General features: G+C 55.5%; 16 protein-coding genes and 1 tRNA gene. 3 read left to right on the plus strand and 14 right to left on the minus strand.

The window, feature by feature from the left end:
• The first annotated feature begins 29 nt into the window (after positions 1 to 29).
• Positions 30 to 1382 carry an outer membrane beta-barrel protein gene (locus tag ACQY36_RS04095; RefSeq protein WP_428077929.1) on the plus strand — a complete coding sequence of 451 codons (1353 nt, stop codon included), beginning with the start codon at positions 30 to 32 and terminating at the stop codon, positions 1380 to 1382.
• Positions 1383 to 2486 carry a glycerate kinase family protein gene (locus ACQY36_RS04100; RefSeq protein ID WP_428077931.1) on the plus strand — a complete coding sequence of 368 codons (1104 nt, stop codon included), beginning with the start codon at positions 1383 to 1385 and terminating at the stop codon, positions 2484 to 2486.
• A 48-nt stretch (positions 2487 to 2534) separates the two neighbouring features.
• Here ACQY36_RS04100 and ACQY36_RS04105 read toward each other — a convergent pair whose 3' ends face one another.
• Together ACQY36_RS04105 and gatB are read right to left on the minus strand one after the other, a co-directional pair.
• Entirely contained in the window at positions 2535 to 3602 is a 1068-nt protein-coding gene (locus ACQY36_RS04105; protein ID WP_428077933.1) for a hypothetical protein, read from the minus strand.
• A gap of 568 nt (positions 3603 to 4170) precedes the next feature.
• Positions 4171 to 5616: an Asp-tRNA(Asn)/Glu-tRNA(Gln) amidotransferase subunit GatB gene (gene gatB / locus ACQY36_RS04110; RefSeq protein WP_428077935.1), complete on the minus strand. Its 1446-nt coding sequence runs from the start codon at positions 5614 to 5616 to the stop codon at positions 4171 to 4173.
• 34 nt (positions 5617 to 5650) lie between these two features.
• On the opposite strand from gatB, the gene ACQY36_RS04115 reads away from it, so the two are divergent.
• Positions 5651 to 7174, plus strand: a complete 1524-nt coding sequence (locus ACQY36_RS04115) for a lipid II flippase MurJ (protein ID WP_428077937.1) — start codon at positions 5651 to 5653, stop codon at positions 7172 to 7174.
• Here ACQY36_RS04115 and ACQY36_RS04120 read toward each other — a convergent pair.
• The 12 genes from ACQY36_RS04120 to glmM all read right to left on the minus strand — a co-directional run bounded on the left by ACQY36_RS04120 (position 7171) and on the right by glmM (position 19180).
• Entirely contained in the window at positions 7171 to 8355 is a 1185-nt protein-coding gene (locus ACQY36_RS04120) for a hypothetical protein (protein ID WP_428077939.1), read from the minus strand. The genes ACQY36_RS04115 and ACQY36_RS04120 overlap by 4 nt on opposite strands.
• The gene (locus tag ACQY36_RS04125; RefSeq protein WP_428077941.1) at positions 8352 to 9434 is read right to left on the minus strand and encodes a glycosyltransferase family 4 protein; all 1083 of its coding nucleotides are present in this window, start codon (positions 9432 to 9434) and stop codon (positions 8352 to 8354) included. Before ACQY36_RS04125 ends, ACQY36_RS04120 begins: the two co-directional genes overlap by 4 nt.
• 53 nt (positions 9435 to 9487) lie before the next feature.
• The gene (locus ACQY36_RS04130) at positions 9488 to 10498 is read right to left on the minus strand and encodes a glycosyltransferase (RefSeq protein ID WP_428072139.1); all 1011 of its coding nucleotides are present in this window, start codon (positions 10496 to 10498) and stop codon (positions 9488 to 9490) included.
• 152 nt (positions 10499 to 10650) lie between these two features.
• Positions 10651 to 10724: transfer RNA gene (locus ACQY36_RS04135), tRNA-Met, on the minus strand.
• Positions 10725 to 10768: 44 nt separating this feature from the next.
• A complete protein-coding gene (locus ACQY36_RS04140) occupies positions 10769 to 11956 on the minus strand; it encodes a prepilin-type N-terminal cleavage/methylation domain-containing protein (protein WP_428077943.1) in 1188 nt (395 codons plus the stop codon).
• Positions 11957 to 12382: 426 nt separating this feature from the next.
• Complete coding sequence (locus ACQY36_RS04145) at positions 12383 to 13039, minus strand: HAD family hydrolase (RefSeq protein WP_428077945.1); 657 nt, start codon at positions 13037 to 13039, stop codon at positions 12383 to 12385.
• A 54-nt stretch (positions 13040 to 13093) separates the two neighbouring features.
• Positions 13094 to 13993, minus strand: a complete 900-nt coding sequence (locus tag ACQY36_RS04150) for an alpha/beta hydrolase (protein ID WP_428071898.1) — start codon at positions 13991 to 13993, stop codon at positions 13094 to 13096.
• Positions 13994 to 14014: 21 nt separating this feature from the next.
• A complete protein-coding gene (locus ACQY36_RS04155; protein ID WP_428077947.1) occupies positions 14015 to 14920 on the minus strand; it encodes an NAD(P)H-hydrate dehydratase in 906 nt (301 codons plus the stop codon).
• Positions 14917 to 15264, minus strand: coding sequence for a holo-ACP synthase (gene acpS / locus ACQY36_RS04160; protein ID WP_428055987.1), 348 nt, complete (start codon positions 15262 to 15264; stop codon positions 14917 to 14919). The genes ACQY36_RS04155 and acpS overlap by 4 nt, the downstream gene beginning before the upstream one ends.
• Positions 15264 to 17105: a glutamine--fructose-6-phosphate transaminase (isomerizing) gene (gene glmS, locus ACQY36_RS04165; RefSeq protein ID WP_428055985.1), complete on the minus strand. Its 1842-nt coding sequence runs from the start codon at positions 17103 to 17105 to the stop codon at positions 15264 to 15266. Before glmS ends, acpS begins: the two co-directional genes overlap by 1 nt.
• Before the next feature lie 9 nt (positions 17106 to 17114).
• Positions 17115 to 17831 (minus strand): pyridoxine 5'-phosphate synthase, encoded by a 717-nt coding sequence (locus ACQY36_RS04170; RefSeq protein WP_428055983.1) that lies wholly within the window; start codon positions 17829 to 17831, stop codon positions 17115 to 17117.
• Entirely contained in the window at positions 17828 to 19180 is a 1353-nt protein-coding gene (gene glmM, locus ACQY36_RS04175) for a phosphoglucosamine mutase (protein ID WP_428055981.1), read from the minus strand. Before glmM ends, ACQY36_RS04170 begins: the two co-directional genes overlap by 4 nt.
• Between the last annotated feature and the right edge of the window lie 18 nt (positions 19181 to 19198).

Consider the following 19198-nt stretch of genomic DNA (forward strand, 5'->3'; position numbering starts at 1 on the left):
CTTTTGCCCTTTTATCCGAGTGAGGTTGTATGAAAAGAAGCGTTTTTGCCATATGCCTGGTGCTGGCCGCCGCCGTATTGCAGGCGGAAACCATAAAAATGAAAGACGGGGAGCTGATCAGCGGGTCTATTCTGTCCCAGACGGAATACACGCTTAACCTGGCCACGTCTTACGGCAATATTACGCTCAACCAACGCGAAATTGAAGCCATCCTGCCCGACAAGCACCGCCTGATTTTAAAAGGCGGCACACAGCTGGTGGGCGTGATTTTGGATTTGGACGAATTCAATTTAAAACTCCAGACCGACGACGGGGCCGTCGTCAACGTGGATATGCCGCAAATCGTTTCCATTGAAACGTACGATTACGACCGCGGCGAAAATGCCCAAAAAGAATTTGTAGAAAAAAATCTTGAACGGCAGCAGGCCGCCGCCGAAAGAGCCGCCGCCACCGCCGCGCAGCAAAATGCCGCCCAGGCCGGTGCGCCCGCCGTGGTACCCGCCGCCGGGGGGCTGACTTTTGATTCGGACATTGACCAGGTGTTTGACGCCCAAAAAGCCACCGTCGTCAACGGTTCGGTGGTAACGCCTTCCGCCCGCGTGGAAGTGCCCGCGCCCCGCCCGATGACGGACGAAGAAGCGTTTATCAAAGGCGTTAAAACCGGGGAAGTAAGCCAGCAGGATTACGCCGCCGCCGCCAAAAACGAACTGTCCGCCAAAAAAACCGCCAAGAAAGAAGCGGCCAAACCCGCCGCCAAGCCGAAAGAAAAAGATTTCAACAAATACTTTGCCGTGGAAGCAGGCGTCATGCCGCTTGATTTAAAGCTGGACAATTCCGCACGCGACGGCTACACCGCGGATGACAATTCCTTAGATGTGGGCGGCACCAGCGCGATTGTGTCTTCCAAATTTATGTGGCGCATAAAAGAAAGCAACTTCTGGGCGGGCCCGATGTTCGCCATCGCCAACATTTCCAATAATTCTTTTGCCGATAAAGACCCTAACGTAAAAAACGCTAACGACACCGCCGTTGACCCCTCGGACCCGCCGTACCCGGACCCGAAAGTAAAAACGAGCGGCCAGATTTTAACCATCGGCGCCGCCGCCAACTACTACCTTAATCCCGCCGGCCGTTTTGTATTTTACCTCACGGCCTCGGCCGCGTACGAAATGCTGACGCTTAACTACCGCGGTGAAATGCAGAGCGACACCATTAAATCCAACGGATTCGCGGGCGGAGCCGGCATCGGCGTGGAAACGCTGGTGGACGACGTGATGATTGGCGTGGAAGCGCGGCAGGTATTTGCCCAGCGCAGCGGGGAACTGAAAAACTCCTCTTCTTCCAACACCGTAATTCAGGCCAGACTCAGCTGGAAATTTTAAATGAACATTCTCATTCTGCCCAACGCGTTTAAAGGTTCCCTAAGCGCGGCTGACGCCGCACGCGTGCTGGCGCGCGCACTGGGCGGAAAACACGCGGTCCGCGCCCTGCCGGTATCGGACGGAGGGGACGGATTTACCGATTTTTTCCAAACGCTGGACCCGTCCGCCCAAACCGTAACGCTCCGCGCAAAAAACGCTTTTTTAAAATCCCGCAAAACTTCTTTTTTGCTTCTTTCAGACAGTCGGACCGCCGTGGTGGAAACCGCGCTCGTCTGCGGCCTGGGCAAAGCCAGGCCGGAAGAGCTGGACCCGATGGGAGCCTCTTCCTACGGTGTGGGGCAGGTGATTTTAAAAGCCGTGCAGGCCGGCGCCAAAACCGTTTACGTAGGCTTAGGCGGCGTGGCGTGCAACGACGGCGGGGCCGGTATGGCGGCCGCATGCGGCGCGCGTTTTATGGATAAGAAAAACCGCGAACTGCCGCCGGGCGCGGAACCTTTGCTGCGCCTTAAAAGTATAGACTTAAAGGGGCTTAGAAAAAATTTAAAAGGCGTGAAAATTTACGGCGTAGCCGATGTAACCAATCCGCTCCTCGGCCCGAAAAGCTCAGCCAAAGTGTTCGGCCCGCAGAAAGGTGCCTCGCCCGCGCAGGTAAAATTGTTGGATAAAGCCATGGCCGCTTTCGCGCGCGCCGCCGCCCGGGCGTCCGGCCGCAACCCGGCGCACGCGCCCAGCACCGCCGCCGCCGGCGCGATTGCCGCCGGGCTTTACAGCTGTTTTGGCGCGGAACTGATTTTAGGGGCGGACTTTTTATTTAAAAAAGCGGGGCTGGAAAAACATTTCGGCTGGGCCGATCTCGTGATTACGTCCGAAGGGAAACTGGACAAACAGACCTTCTACGGCAAAGCGCCGCTGGCGGTACTGAAACTGGCTAAAAAACATAAAAAGCCCGTCCTGTTTATTTGCGGGGAACTGGAAGAAAAGGCCCTTAAAAAACAAAAATACGCGCCGGACCAAATCGCCGTATTAACGGATTTTGCCAAAAATAAAGAAGATGCCCGCCGCCGCGCGGCCACATACCTACGGCAAGCAGTTAAAAACCTTTAAACGGTATTTTAAAAAACCCGGAACATAAGTTCCGGGTTTTTTACTAAATTAGTTTTGACAAGAAACAACATTATACGTCATATGGCACCGCCCGTCGTTTGACTGGTATTGTGTACAGGAAGTATACGCTTTGTATCCCACGGCCGTACAGGCTTCTCCAAGCGACACTCGGCCAAAAGGCATCCCCGCGGCGGCACAATAGTTACTACACGGCGGAACCGAAGCGCATTGCCCCGCATAACTGTAGCCTATAGTTCCCATAGAGCGCCAATAATATTTAACAGGCGTGCACGAACCAGAGACTTGACGCCAATTGCAAGAAGGATAGCCGTCACAATAATATGTTTTGGATCCAGTATATCCGTTAGGGCAATTTTCCGTTTTTGTAGTTCCCGCAGTACACGCGGTAGATGGACAGGAACTGGAAGGACCGCCACCGCAGTTCTGAAGAGCCAGCAGCCACACTTCTTTCGGCGTACTGTCACTCGTCTTTCTCTTTTCCCACGCCAGCTGGCACTGGGTTAAGTTAGTACCCGTATTGGTATGCGCGGCCGTAGGCTCCGGGATGTCATTCCCCGCCAAGTGGAAACCTGCCGTATTCCCGCTGTCGTACAGTCCCACCGTGCTCCCGCCGTTGCCCGTAATCTCCAAAGTGCCGCCCTTTAAACTCCCCACTTTCTGTTTGAGCATATTTACGGCGTCCAAGGTTTGGATATACGAATCATTATTATATGTCTGCGTGCCGCCTTTGGCCGCTACACTCGGTAAAAGACCCGACGGGGCGGATGTGCTTTCCGATTTATAGCTGGAATACGTATTGGACGTATTGCCGTGGAAAGCCGTATTCGGCATATTGATAGCGGAACCCGACGCGCCCGTTACCGTCGGCACGTCATAAATACGCGCGCTGTTATCCGTCGTCATCGTTACGGTGCCGCCGGAGTTAATGTTCATTGTGGTGGCGTTTAAGCCTCCTTTTAAATTGGCTTTATCCGTTATCTTTAAATACGTATATTCACCCATACGAGACGGATTAAAGCTGACCGAAGAGATAATCTCGGCAAAAGAAGGTACGGACAAGAACAGAGACAGACAAAACAAAAGAATACGTTTCATAGAAACTCCTTCCATCCTGATGGGAATGGGGTTAAAATCCCCGTGGAAGAAGTTTTAAGTGAGCGCAACGGAGGGGATTAGCTGTTAGGCTATCTCCCAATTTATCAAAAAAAAAAACAATACAAGCCCCCCTTCCAGGGGGCGGTTTTTTATACGGGTACATCCGACTAATTGAGCCACACTGTTTAAACAATGTTGCCAAGTACCGTAAAGTCTGCACGGCCTGCAAGGCCCCTTTTTCTGACAGCAGAAAAAGGAACAAAAAGACTGCCGGCCGGTGCCCATAAAATCCAGTTTTACGCGGCGCGTTTTACAACTCGCTACCGCTCAGACAAATAAAACGCTTCTCCCGCGTAAAACGGATTTTATAGACGGGCTAAAGGCCGGAAACACAACGACAACAACACGGCTAAGACCTGCTTAAAACGGTAAAACAGACACAGGGTTCGGGGCGGCCTGCAGGGGCCCGGACCAATAACGTTTGTACTTGCCGCCGCTTCCCTATGCCTTTATGCACAAAAAGCCGGCCCCATAAAGGGACCGGCTTGTAAACTCTTTCGCGCCCAAACTAACTGAGCAGCTTGTTTAACAGCTGGCTGATCAGGCGCGGGTTGGCTTTGCCTTTGCTCATTTTCATCACCGCACCCACCAGCGCGCCGACGGCGGCTTTGTTTCCGCCCTTAAAATCGGCCACGGCTTTGGGGTTGGCCTCCATAGCGGCTTTGGCCCATTCTTCCAGCTGGCCTTCGTCGCTCACCTGCACCATGCCGCGCTTCTCCACCACGGCGGCGGGAGCTTCGCCCGTTTTCCAAATTTCGTCAAACACTTCGCGGCCCTGCTTGCGGTTGATTTTACCGCTTTCCACCAACTCCAACAGCTCCGCCAAACGCGCCGCGGGAATGGGAGACTGTTCAATTTCCTTCTTCTCGGCGTTTAGCATCCCCAGCAGGTCGGTTTGAATCCAGTTGGAAGCGGTTTTCAAAGACACTTTGCCGCTCTTGGTCACTTCTTCAAAATAGTCCGAAATTTCGCGTGAACTCGTCAGCACGCCCGCGTCGTAAGCGGACAGGCCTTCTTTAACAAAGCGCGCTTCTTTCGCGCCCGGCAGTTCGGGCATACGGGCCGTTACGTCGGCAAGCCACGCTTTCTCCAACACCACGGGCGGAAGGTCCGGCTCCGGGAAATAGCGGTAGTCCAGCGCGTCTTCTTTGGAGCGCATGGGCTTGGTGACGTTTTCCTCTTTGTCCCACAGGCGCGTTTCCTGTTTGACCTGGCCGCCGCCGTTTAAAATTTCCGTCTGGCGCGCGATTTCGTAATTCAGCGCGTCTTTGACGGCTTTAAACGAGTTCAAATTCTTAATTTCGGCGCGCGTGCCGAATTTTTCCTGCCCTTTGGGGCGCAGGGATACGTTTACGTCTACGCGCAGTTCGCCTTTTTCCATATCGCAGTTGGACGCGCTCACCCAGCGCATCAGGCGTTTGATTTCGGTTAGATACGCGTAGGCTTCGTCGGCGGAGCGCATATCCGGCATGGACACGATTTCCAACAGCGGGCAGCCGGAGCGGTTAAAATCAATCAGCGAATAGCTGCCTTCGTGCGAAGATTTGCTGGCGTCCTCTTCCAGATGGGCGTGATGGATGCCGATTTTTTTCTTCTGCAAATTGTCTTTGGGGCCGTACGTAATTTCAATAAATCCCGCGCCGTTGATGGGTTCGTCGTACTGGGTAATCTGGTAGCCTTTGGGCAAATCCGGGTAAAAATAATGTTTGCGCGAGAACGAGGAGTATTCGTTGATTTGGCAGTTCATGCTCAGCCCGGCGCGCACCGCCAGTTCCAGGGCGCCTTCGGTCAGCACCGGCAGTACGCCGGGGTGGCCCGTGCAGACGGGGCAAATGGCGGTATTGGGCTTTGTTTCGTCGCCCACGCCGTTGGGGCAGGCGCAAAACAATTTGGTTTTGCTGGCGAGCTGGACGTGTATTTCCAGCCCGATTACGGGTTCAAATTCAGTGGTCACGATATTATTCTCCTAAATTATTATAATATCAAATATGGTTAATCTTTTTAAGCCCACCTCCTATACCGCCGGGGCCGTGCTGGCCGTGGGGGCCACGCTGGCGTGGAAAGCGGTGTCTTTCGCCAACGCACTTTTAATTGCGCTGTACTACGGCGCGGGCAAAACCACCGACGTTTACTTTTACCTCATTATGCTGATGGGCTTTGGCGTAACGTTTTTACAGCGGATGAACGCCGCCGTCATCATCCCGGAAGCCATGGCGCAGGACGCGCAGTCCCCCGGCGCGGGACGGCCGCTGTTAAACGGTTTGTTTTATTTTTATGCGGCGCTGGCGCTCTTGTTGGCGGCGCTGGGTTTTGCCTGCCCGGTGGCGCTTGCCGGGTTGTTTTCCCGCTTTGAAGCGACCCAGCTGGCGGCGGACAAAGCATTGCTGTCGCTGGGGTTTTTACTCTTCGGCCTCCAGCTGCTGACTTCCTATTTGCTCAGCGTGCTGGAAATGTACCGCCGCTTTGCTTCCGCGCTGCTCACGCCGCTTAATGCGCTGCTGCCGCTGTTGTTTTTAACCGTTTTCGGCCGCTCCTGGGGCATCATCAGCATGGTGTACGGCTTTCTGGCGGCCAACGCCGTACAAATCGCCGTATTTCTGTATACGATGAAAAAAGAACTGGCCTGGGATTTCGCGCCCTCCCGGCCGGGCTGGAAAAAACATTTAACCAAAAACCTCGCCAGCAGCCAGTTAATTGAACTGACCAACATCGTTTCCAGCGTACTGCCGCTTTATTTGTTAAGCGGCCTGGCGGCCGGGTTTGTCAGCGCGCTTAACTACGCCAAACAGCTTTCCGATTCCCCCACCGAAATTTTTACCCTGCGCGTAACCAATGTCTCCAAAATCCAGCTGACCGAAAGCGCCGCCCGAAACGACTGGACCAAACTAAACGCGGACTATCTGTCCACCCAGCATTTTTTGCTTTTTCTCCTCACGCCGCTGGCGGTGTTTACGTGTTTCTACGCGCCGGAAATCATCACGCTGTTTTTTAAACGCGGCCATTTTACACCCCGGGCCGCGTACGATGCGGCGGCGTTTTTGCGTCCGCTGATGGGAATGATGTGGTTTATGGCGCTTATTCTGATGCAGAACAACGTGGTGGCCGCCGGAAGAAAAGTAAAAGAAAGCCTGCCCTATGCGCTCACGGGCATTGTGCTGTTTATCGTTTCGGTGCCGTTTACGATGAAAATCTGGGGCGCGTTTGCGTACCCGTACACACAGCTCGCGTGCTGCGCCGTCAGTTTATTTATCAATTACCGGCTGTTTAAAAAGCATTTCCCGCAGGTGGAGTATCTGTATTCCCTGCGCCGGGCGGCGCGGGTGCTGGCGGTAAACGTGCTGGCGCTGTTCCCCTCGGCCGTATACGCGTTTTACGGCGCGGGAACAAACGTGTTTTACACACTGCTTTTAGGCGGAATCATCTTTTTGGCGGGGCTGTACTTCTTTTCTTATCAAAGCGGGGACTGGGCGCTGTTTAAAGCCCGGCTGGCCCGAAACGCCGCGCGGCCTTAACGCCGCAAAATACGTTTGACGGCTTCCAGCATTTCCCGCGCGCTTACGCGCTCCGTACACGGCGCGGGCGTATGACCCAGCGGACAGTTCATCATCCAATCCGCCGTCGTCCACATACAGCCGCCGCACGGCCCGGCGGCCAGATTTTCGTTTTTGGCAAAGCCGAGAAACCGCGCGGAGGAGGGGCCGAACGCCACCGCGCTTCTTACGTCCGTATACTGCACCAGCTGTACGAGTCCGCTCTCCGTATCCGCGTGCGCAAGCGCGCCCGCGAGAAGCGAAGGCAGTTCCGTTACGTCCGTTTTTCCCACCAGGCAGATATCGGCTTCTTCGTAAACCGGGCTGTTGTGCCCGCCCAGCTGAACGACTTTAATCTGCGGAAATTCCCGTTTAAACAACCGTACAAATTCGCACCAGCGCACCGCCGGCCAGGCGCGCGTCGGGCGCGTGCGGCCCACCTTCTGCGCGTGGCTGGTGCCGTCATGAAACGTGATGTAAGCCGCGCCTTCCAGGCCGAATTTTTTAAGCGCGCCGCCGTCCGCCGGCAGACGTTCCTGCGCGTCGTGCGGCAGTTCTGTGCCGCCCGTATAAGCCAATAAATCAAACCGCCGCCCGCCCTGTGCGTACAGCCAGCGGCCCAGCACGCCTTCGGTTAAAAAAGGATCTTCCAGCAGTACCCCCAGCGAGTCCTGTGCGGCCTGCGCCCGTTCCAACACGGGCAGAAACGCCGGGGCCAGCCGGCTCAGGCGGTCTTTGCGTACGTGTAAAAATTTGGCGCTCAGGCACGTCTGCAGGGCCAAATCGTAGCCGGAAAAACGCATATTGTCTTTTTCTAAAATCCGCGTATTTTTATCGGCGCCGAACAGCATACGCGCCACACCGGGCAGCGGGGAATATACGTCAAAGCGGGCATTGGGCAAAAACGCGCGGTACGCCGTTACCAGCCGGCGCGCGCCGGCCGCGTCCCCCATGCCGCCGGCCAGCCAAAACAACACGCGCGGGGCGGAAGCGTCCCCTTCCGGCGGGCGGGCGAAAAATTGTTTCACGCGGCGCATCCACCGCTTTTTACACCGGCTCCAGGCAAAAGCGGCGCGCACGACGCGGCTGTCCCGCCCGCGCCAGTCCAGCGTTTCCTGCAGTTCTTTTAAACTCAGCCGGATGTGAGGGTCGTTCCAGTTCATTTAACGGCCTCCCGGCACAGCGCTTCGTACGCGTCTAAATACTTGTTCATGGAAAAACGTTTGGTCACTTCGCGCGCCTTCTCGCCGAAATGACGGCGTTTTTCTTCGTCTTTCATCAGTTCCGCCAGCTTGGCGGCCAGGCGGTCGGTATGGTGCTGTTTAACCAAAAATCCGTCCACTCCGTCGCGGATAATCACGTCCGGGCCGTTGCAGTCAAAACTCACCGCCGCAAGCCCCGCGGCCATGGCTTCCAATAACACCATCGGGAACCCTTCGGCGCGCGAGCTCATGGCGTACAGCTCCGCGTGCTTATACACGGCCTCCAGCCCCTGCACGGGCGGCACAAACCGCACGCAGTACAGCACGTCCAGCGTGTCGGCCAGGCCTTTGAGTTCCTGCTCATCCGGCCCCGCGCCGATAATGCACAAACGCCAGTCCGGAAACTCCTCGCAGATGCGCCGCCAGGCTTCCAGCAGGCGGTCAAATCCTTTTTGCTTGACCAGCCGGCCCACGGCCACTACATGTTTTTTGCCTTCTTCCAAAAATGCGGGACGCGCAAAAAAACCTTTCGGCGCGGGCACGGCGGGATTATAGATGACGGCGGGCTTCCACTTGGGATGATACAGCGCGATGTACTTCCGGTCCCGTTCAGACAGCACGGTAACGCGGTGCGCATGGCGCAGAAAAAAGTTGCGCAGAATCCGCCACTTGCGGGAGTAGGCCAGGTGGCGTACGTCCAAATGGTCGGCGTAAATATAGGGGATGCGCAGAAGAAAACAGGAAGCCAGCACGCTGACCGTCATAAAACTGATGACAGCGTCCGGCCGCGTGCGGCGCACGGCGCACGTTAAACGCCACAGGCGGGGAATGCCGCCCAGCACGCCGGCTTTTTTAAAGGTGGGCAGGTTGACGCGCTCGCGCCGGACGCCTTCGGGCACGGGGTAGAAATCGGGCACGCTGTCGTCCAACGTAAGAAGCGTAACCTCGTGGCCGCACGCCGCCAGACCGCCGCATAAATACGTCATTACGCGTTCCGCGCCGCCGCCCCCCAACGTACCGATCACACACGTGATTTTCACGCCTTCTCCCCCTTAAAACAAAAACGCCCCGGCAGTTATCCGGGGCGCTTAAATCAGCGCAGGAACTGCGCGAACGCGCGGACAAAATCTTCAAACGGGTATCTGTCTTTGAGCTTGCCCGCTTCCACCGCGATGCCTACGCGCTTGCCCCAGTTCACCATCAGCTCGTCCAGCGCGACGGTAAAGGGTTCCTCTTCCCCGGCGTTTACGATTAAACCGTTTACGCCGTTGGCCACCAGCGCGGTAACCGGCCCGGATTCGCACGCCACGCAGGGCAGTTTGCTGGCCATGGCGTCCAGCAGAATATCCGCATTGGCCGGATTCAGCGCCGGGTAGGCAAAAATATCGGCATTACGCAATAGGCTGTACACGTCTTCAGCCGCGGACACGATTTCCGTGCTGGCCTCCAAGCCGTTTTTAGCAATAAATTTGGTCAGCGCGGCTTTGCCGGCGCCGTCCCCCACAATGGTTAAATGCCACGTGCGGTGCGCGGGGGCCAGGCGGGCCCAGGTTTTAAGCAAATTGTCAAACCCGCTTTCTTTAGCCAGTTTGCCCACCGCCACGATGTTGTTTTCTTTCTTAAAGCAGGCGGGCTTGTTGTAATTGTAATGCTCCACCCATACGGCCGGGTTGGCGACTTCCTGCACCTTCAGGCCCGTATAGACTTTTTTATTCAGCGGTTTATCGGAGGTTTTGATGACAAACACCTGTTTGGCTTTTTTCAAAAGCGTTTTTTTGTCTTTGGCGGCTTTGTCTTCTTTAAACCCTTCGTTTTCGGCGTACACAAACGGCACGCCCGCTTCCGCGGCGGCCTGACAGCCCGTTAAATTCATCAGCGAAACGACAAAATCCGTCTTTTCCTTTACCAGCGCGGCGGCCAGCGTTTTGGGTTTGGCCGCGGCGGCGTATTCCCGCACGTCCGACGCGTCTTTGGCTTTAATTTTGCCTTTGACGGCGCGCAGCGTAACGTTAAAACCCTGCTCCCGCAGGGACTGGGCCAACTTAACGCCCAGGCGCGAAGCGGTAAACTCTTTATTTCCGCCCGCAAAAACAGCAACGTTCATACTCCCTCCTGACAAACGGAGAAACCCTTTTATTCCCGTTTTTTCGTATTATATCTCTAATTTATTGTACATAAAAACCCGGCGGTTTTAAACAGTGCTCCGTCAAAAGATCATAAAAAAACCGCCCTTGCGGGCGGTAATGATAGAAAACATTGCGGGGACTGGATTTGAACCAGTGATCTCAAGGTTATGGGCCTTGCGAGATACCAGGCTTCTCTACCCCGCAATATTATTATAACACTTTACCCAAAGAAACGCAAACCCCGGCGGCTAACCGATATAACAAGTGCAGTCACAGGTGCTGCAAGTACCCAGCCCGCCGTTGGTGCACTTTTCTTGAGAGCACGAAAAACACTTTCCCCAGCCCTGAGTTATTTCGCAGGGTTTATTCGGGTCGGAACAATTGGATGAACCCGGCATGGCAACACAAAAACTGACATTCTGGCCATACTTTTCACAGGCGTTTCGCGCCGCTTCCAAAGTCGGATGAGTATTTACATTCGTAGAAGCTTTCCAATAATCCGTACGGCCACACACTAAATTATAAAATTCTGTTGTTTCTTTCGGGCAGGAATCTTCGCACTGGCAGGTATCTTCGTTCCAGGTTAGCACGGATGTGCTTCCATCACCGCATGTTACTTCCCCGCTGCAAAGGTCTTTTTCCCAGCTTTCTTCACACACGCACACCCCGTTTTCCAGTACCTTTCCTTCCGGGCACGTGGTACACTCCGCTTCCGTCTTGCTGCATGTATTCCAATTTCCCGTTTTCCATTGGCCGGTTGCCGTATCACACGTTACACTGCGCGTCTGCGTGCCGCAGTCGTTGCACGTCTGGCTTTCTTCCGGCTTCGTTCCCGTGCATTCGCACGCATCGCTGATACTGCACGCGCTCCACCCGCTCCACGTGCCCGTGGACGTATCGCACGTACGCGTTTGTGTTCCGCCGTTGTTACACCCGCACGACTGCGTAGAAGAGCCCGTACATTGTTTCTCTTCCGGTTCCCCTGCACATTCCGCACCGCTCCGGTAGTCCGCTCGCGCCATTAAGGCAGAACATAACGGGTAGTCTTTATTCAGCTTCGCACATTCCGCTTCGTTCTCACAGCAAATGCGCCCGTCCGCATACGACGGCATCTTCAGCGTATACCCATACTTCCCTTTGCTCTGCGCTTCCATACCCGTGCTCGTTAAACTATAGGCATAGTTCTTGCTGGTTCCCGACGGTACTATATCTTTTACCGCCGTTAAACTCGTCACATAGCTCTTGTCCAAAGCACAGCGTTTTTCCTGCTCCGTACGCACCGCCGACATCAGCTCTTCCGCTTCCGTCGTCTTGCGCGTTTCCACTACTTTACTGAACTTCGGCAATACTACCGCCGAAAGCACTCCTATCACGATTACCACTACCAACAGCTCCGTAAGCGTGAAGGCTTTCTTCCTCTTGTGGGATGTTTGCATATTCCCTCCTCGGCTTAATGGGGGGCGTAATAAGATAGGTTCATCACGCCCCCGTTCTCTCTCTGTCTTGGTGGTTGAGGAGGGACAGAAAGAAGCATTCAAAATCCTTTAAAACAGCCCCTAAATACAAGGTTTATACGTCGGGGATTCTTTTCCCATCTCAGCCACCTCAAAATCGTATCAAAAAAAAACAATACAACCCCTTCCAGGGGCAGGCAATCTGGCCTGGCCAGGGCTAAAGCAATAAACGGTGCTATTAGTTAGATGGGAACAACAAAGGGGGTATGCCGCCGCCCGCAGGGGACGGGCCTTGGGGCTCATTAGTGGACCCACACCAGCAGGCAATAGCGTAAAACAGCCGGACAATAAAAAACGGATAAGAAAAATATCCTTATCCGTTGGGTTGATTTCGTGACAAAGTATCGTCTAGCCGAGCATATCCAAAATTTCGTTCGGGTCGTCCGTAATGAAGTCCGGCCTGTATTCCGCCAGCACGGCGCGGGAGCGGAAGCCCCACGTTACGCCGCAGACGCGCACGCCCGCATTCTTCGCGGTTTGCATATCTACGTCCGAATCGCCCACATACAAGGCGTCCTCTTTGGCCGCGTTCGCAAGCATGAGAATCTCGTTTACAATGGACGGATCAGGCTTAACGGGCACCCCCTCGCGCTGGCCGAGCACGGCTGAAAAAGAAATATCCGGAAAGAAATGCTTTACCAGCCGCTCCGTCGCGCGCTGGTATTTGTTGGACGCTACGGCCAGTTTCACGCCGCGAGACTGCAGCTCCGCCAGCAGTTTTGCCATGCCCGGATACGGCTTCGTGCGGTCCGTTAAATGTTCGTCGTAATAAGCGAAAAAAGCGGGCCGGATTTTTTCCATATATTCCGGTGTTTTATAGCCTTCCGGCAGGGCGCGTTCCAGCAGTTTGCCCACGCCGTTGCCCACAAACGTTTCACACTCGGCTTCCGTGCGCGGGGCCAGCCCCAGCGCACTAAGCGAATGATTGGCCGCGCAGGCCAAGTCCGCAATAGTGTCCAGCAGGGTGCCGTCCAAATCAAAAATAACCAGCTGACCTTCCTTCATAATACTTCCCCCTCTCATAAAACACCCGCCAACACTTCCGGCGGGTTAAAGATGTTATAAATACTGCCGGAAAAAATCCGCCAGCCGCTGTTTGTATTCAAACCCGCCCACCTCGGCGCATTTATTATGCTTTGCGCCGGGCACCAGCCAGATTTCTTTGGGTTCGCCCGCTTTTTTAAACAGCATTTTGGCCTGTGCGGCGGGGACCAGGTTGTCGTACCGGCCGTGAATGATAAACACCGGGCGCGGCGCAATTTTAGGAATGTTGTACTTCGGGCTGTAACGCTCCGGATTGACACCCAGGTATTTGCGGATATAATGCAGAATAATCGGAATCAGCGGGAAATAGGGCACCTTATGGTGCACCCACGCCCAGCGGGACACCACGCGGCGGAACGAATAGTACGAAGCTTCCGCCACCACGCAGGAAATTTCGGGGTTGTGCGCGGCTTCGCAAATGGCCACCATGCCCCCCATAGATAAACCGTACAAGCCGATTTTTTCGCAGAACTGCGGGCGCGTTTCTTTTAAAAAGCGCACGGCCGCGGCCACGTCTTTAAGTTCCAGGTATCCGATAGAGCTCGTCTTGCCGCCGCTTTCGCCCAGTGCGCGGAAATCAAAATACAGCAGGTTAAAACCCAAATCGCGCAGGAAGTACGTATTTTTTAAAATATCGGAGCGGTTCATCCCCCAGCCGTGCATTAAAATAATGGTTTTGGCGGAATACTCCTCGCTCGGGATAAACCAGCCCTTGATTTGCACCTTGTCTTCCGTTTTAAAGTACACGTTTTCATACGGCAGGCCGAACTGGTCCGGCCACGCGTCCAGCGCTTTGCGTTTGGAAACGGGGTGTAAGACGCTTTTGGCCGCGCGCATACAAAAATAAACGGTCAGCAAGGCGATTAACGCCAGCACGCCCAGCACGATTAAAATAACATACAAGACAGAACTCATAACTTCTCCTTGTGTAAGCAATTATTCCAAAATCTCTAAAAACGCCTGCGGGATGTACGCCGCCGTATCGCCGGCGAGCACGCCGTAATCGGTGCGTTTAAGCGCGGCCAAATCTCCCGCCAGGCCGTGCAAATATACGCCGCACAGCGCGGCCTTTAATGCGCTGGAGGCGTCAAATCCTTCTGCGGCGCCCAGCTGCGCCCACAGCCCGGCAATCACGCCGGACAACACGTCGCCGGACCCCGCCTTGGCCAGCGCAGGGCCGCCCGTGGTGTTTTGCCAGGTTTCCGGGACGCCGTCCGTTTCCGCGCACACCAGCGTGCCGGACCCTTTTAAAACGCTCACGCCGCCCGTCAACCGGCACAGCGCTTCGGCCTGCCGGCGGCGGCCGGCTTCGTCCAACGTAATTTCCGTTTTAAGCAGGCGCGCCATCTCGCCGGGGTGCGGCGTAAATATGGAAGGCCGGTTTTTCGGCCAGCATTTGGCCCAGTTTTCCCGGCGGGCTAAAAAATTAAGCGCGTCCGCATCCGCGATGACGGGCAGCGGACACTGCGCCAGAAACTCCCCTAAAAGCGGGCTGGCCCCCATACCGGGGCCGACAACGGCCAAAGACGGCTTGCGCAACGCGCAAAAATCCATCAGCAGGCCAAATGCCTCGCGGCTGATTTCCCCTTCCGGGGTTTCGGGAAGCGGCAGGGTAATGGCTTCGGGCAGAGCGGCGGCAAACGCCGGCTGCATACTGGCCGGCAGCGCCCAAAACACCAGGCCCGCGCCGGAAAGCAGGGCGCTTTTGGCGCATAAAAAACCCGCGCCGCACATCGTGCGCGAACCCGCCAGCACCAGCACCCGGCCGAAAGAGCCTTTGTTGGCCTCCCGGGGGCGTTTGGGTAAAAAGGAGCTGAGCGTTTCGCGCGTAATCTGTTTCACCGCTGCACCACCGCCGTCGCCGCCGCATACGCTTCCGTATGCGACAGCGTAATTAAAATCACCAGCCCACCGCACCGCGCGTCTTGCACGCGCACCTGCGGGCGGCCGCTTTCCAGGTTGGTTACCTGTATATTTTTAAACGCCACGCCGTCAAACGGCAGGGCTTTGTACACCGCTTCTTTCGCCGCAAACCGCACGGCCAAATGCTGGTATTTATTTTTGCGCGCCAGGCAGTACGCGATTTCTTCCGGCGAGAACACGCGCTCCAGCGCGCCCGGTTTTTGGGCGAACGCCTCAATGCGTTTTACTTCCACCAGGTCCGTCCCTAAACCGATTACGTTCATTATTCCACCGTTACGCTTTTGGCCAAATTGCGCGGCTGGTCAATGTCGCAGCCGAGGCGTTTGGCAATCCAATACGCCAAAAACTGCAGCGGCACCACATTGATTACCGGCTGTAAAAATTCGCCGGCTTGCGGCACAATAATTAATTTGTCCGCCACGCCGCGCGCCTGCTTGGCGCCCGCTTTTGTGGTAACGGCCACGACAAACGCCCCGCGCGCCCGGCACTCCTGGCAGGCGGAAAGCATTTTTTCAAACAGCGCGTCGTGCGGCATAATCATAATGACGGGCGTGCCTTTATCAATCACCGAAATCGGCCCGTGTTTGATTTCGCCCGCAGCGAAACCTTCCGCGCTTCGGTACGAAACTTCCTTGAGTTTCAGCGCGCCTTCCAGTGCAATCGGAAAGTTGACGTTGCGGCCTAAAAAGATAAACCGGTCCGCTTTATAAATTTTGCGCGTTAAATGGCGCACGTCATATTCCAATTTCACCACTTCGCTCATGGATTTAGAAAGCGTCAGCAGTTCTTTATAAAGTTTGTCAAACACCGTTTTGCTTAAATTGCCGTTGGCCTGCCCCAAAAACACCGCCAGCGCATACATAGAAGTAATTTGGCTGGTAAACGCTTTGGTGGAGGCCACGCTGATTTCCGGCCCGCAGTGCGTAAAGAACGTACTGTCGCACGTGCGGGTGAGCGTAGAGCCCAGCACATTACACACCGCCAGCGTGCGGAACCCCAGCGACTGCGCTTTCTTCACCGCGCCGATGGTGTCCGCCGTTTCGCCGGACTGGCTGATGGCCACCGCCAGCGTATGCGGCAGCTGCGGCACCGAGCGGTATTTGTATTCGCTCGCCAAATCCACGCTTACCGGAATGCCGGCCAGCTGTTCAATATAGTATTTGCCCACCAGGCCCGCGTGGTAGGCGGTGCCGCAGGCGATAATATGAATGTTGCGCAGTTTGCGGATGCCTTCGGTGTCCAGCCCCAGGATTTTGCCAAAGTCCGTGCGCGCGGTGCGCAGGGTGTCTTCTATGGCTTGGGGCTGGTCGTAAATTTCTTTGAGCATAAAATGCTCGTAGCCGCCTTTTTCGGCGGTTTGCTGGTCCCACGAAATTTTAACGGGTTTGGGTTTTGCTTCTTTGCCGTCTTTGCCGATGACGGTTACTCCGTCCACGTGCAAAACGGCGATTTCGCCGTCTTCCAAAAACAGCACTTTGTTGGTGTGTTTTAAAAAAGCGGGCACGTCGGACGCTAAAAAGTTTTCGTTTTTGCCCAGGCCAACCACCATCGGGCTCTGGTTTTTTACGCCGATCAGCAGGCCGGGCGTGCGCGCCCACAATACGCCGTACGCAAACGCGCCGGAAATTTCTTTATTGGTTTTCTGGACGGCTTTTAACAAACGGTCCGGGTCGTTGGACGCGCGCACGTGAAGCAGGTTTTCTTCAATCAAATGCGCGATGACTTCGGTGTCCGTTTCGCTTTTAAAACGGTGCCCGCGCGATTCCAGCTTGGCGCGCAGCGTCAGGTAGTTTTCAATAATGCCGTTGTGCACGACGACGATGTCGCCCGTGCAGTCCGTATGCGGGTGGGAGTTTTCTTCGCTTGGTTTGCCGTGCGTGGCCCACCGCGTATGGCCGATGCCCGTGCCGCCTTTGGGGTTGGCGATAAGGGCGGCTTTTTCCAGCTCCGCCACTTTGCCCACCGCGCGCACGGTAACCAGGCTTCCGTCCTGAATAATGGAAATGCCCGCCGAATCATACCCGCGGTATTCCAATTTTTTGAGTCCGTCAATAATATAGGGAACGCTGTTGTTGTTGCCTACGTATCCGATGATTCCGCACATAGCACGCTCCTATAAAAGCCCTTTCATCTCGCTTACGGCCGCAGGAAGCCCCGCGAATACGGAGCGCGTAACGATGGAAAAACCGATATTCATGCACGCCATCCCGCCGATGTCCGCCACCGCCAGCACGTTATGGTAATCCAGCCCGTGCCCGGCATGCACTTCCAGGCCGAGTTCTTTGGCCAGCAGGGTGGAAAGCGCCAGGTCCTGCAATAATTTCTGCGCGCGTTTGGGGGTGGCAGCCTCGCTGTAATCGCGGGTGCACAGCTCCACAATATCCGCGCCCAGCTTGGCCGCCGCACGCACGTCGGCCGCTTCGGGGCTGATAAACAGGCTGACTAAAATGCCTTTTTTATGCAGTTTTTCAATCATTTCCAGCAGGCGTTTGGTTACTTTAGGCGTAAATTTCAGGCCGCCCGTGGTGGTTACTTCGCCCGGTTCTTCCGGCACGATGCAGACGGAAAACGGCTTATATTTCAGCGCGGCTTTTTCCAGCTCCGGCGTGTAGGAACATTCCAAATGGATTTTGCCCGGAAACGTTTTGCACAGCCGGGCCACGTCTTTCTCGTTAATATGACGCTGGTCTTTGCGCAAATGGACGACGATGTAATCCGCCCCGGTGCCCAGGCACACGGCCGCGGCGTCCACCGGGTCCGGGTAGGGCGCGCGGCGCGCCTGGCGCAGCGTGGCGATATGGTCTATGTTTACCCCTAATTTCAAAGTCATTTGCGCACCTCCGTTTTTTGTTGGTACAAGGCTTCCACTTCGTTCATCACGCGGTCCACCGCCGTTTCTTCTTCCCCCTCCACCAAAATGCGGAGCTTGGGCTCGGTGCCGCTGTAGCGCACGATGACGCGGCCTTTGCCGTTCATCGTTTTTTCAATTTCCGCCACGCCGGACAAAAACCCGTCCAGACTTTCCAGCGGCGGTTTCTGCTCCACGTGCACGGCTTTTAATTTGCTGGGATATTTTTTCCACCGGTCGGCGAACCAGCTGGCCGGATGACCGGATTTTTTAACAAACTGTAAAAACTGCAGGGCGGACAAAATGCCGTCGCCCGTGTTGGCAAAGCGGCGGAAAATGATGTGGCCGGACGTCTCTCCCCCCAGCGCCAAATCGCCTTTTTCCAGCGCCTCGGAGACGTATTTGTCCCCCACCGTGGTCAGCTCCACTTCTACGCCGTGCTCTTTTAAGTAGTTGATGCAGCCCAGGTTGGCCATAATGGTCAGCACCGCTTTGTTGCCGCTTAACAGGCCGGCTTCTTTCATGCACAGGGCCGAAGCGGAGATGATATTGTCCCCGTCCAGCTGGCGGCCTTTTTCGTCGGACGCAATCACGCGGTCCGCGTCGCCGTCAAAGCTAAACCCGATAAAAGCGTTTTCTTTCACGGTCAGCCGCTGCATAAAATCCGTATGCAGCGCGCCCACGTTTTTGTTGATGTTCGTGCCGTCCGGCTTGGCGCCGGTAACCACCACGTCCATCCCCAGGCCGGCAAAGACGTTTACCGCCACTTTGGAGCTGGCGCCGTTGGCGCAGTCCAGCACCACTTTGGTGCCTTTGAGCAGGCCGGCGTCCACGGTGGACATTAAAAATTTTTCGTATTCTTTTATCAGGGCTTCGTTCTCTTCAAACGAACCTTTGGGGGCGGGTACGGCTTGCAGGGTTTCAATTTCGGCTTCAATGGAGTTTTCCAATTCTTCGGGCAGTTTTGTGCCGTGGTTGGTAAAGAATTTGATGCCGTTAAATTCCGCCGGATTGTGGCTGGCGGAAATAACCACGCCGCACAGACTGCCGGTTTGCTTGACCAGATAGGCCACGGCCGGGGTGGGCGCGACGCCTACGCTGATGACGTTGGCGCCGCTGGCGCGGATGCCTTTTTCCAGCGCGGCCAAAATGGCCGGGCCGGACGCGCGGGAGTCCTGCGCGATAATCACCTGGGGCTTTAAATGCTCTTCTTTGGCGTATTCCTGCAATTCGCGTAAAGCGGCATAGCCCAATTTTTGGATGAAGTCATCCACCAACGGGAACTGGCCGGCTACGGCGCGGACCCCGTCGGTTCCAAAGTACTTTCCCATACGTTGCTTCCTTTTGCG

Source organism: Candidatus Avelusimicrobium alvi, assembly GCF_958451995.1.
Taxonomy (GTDB): domain Bacteria; phylum Elusimicrobiota; class Elusimicrobia; order Elusimicrobiales; family Elusimicrobiaceae; genus Avelusimicrobium; species Avelusimicrobium alvi.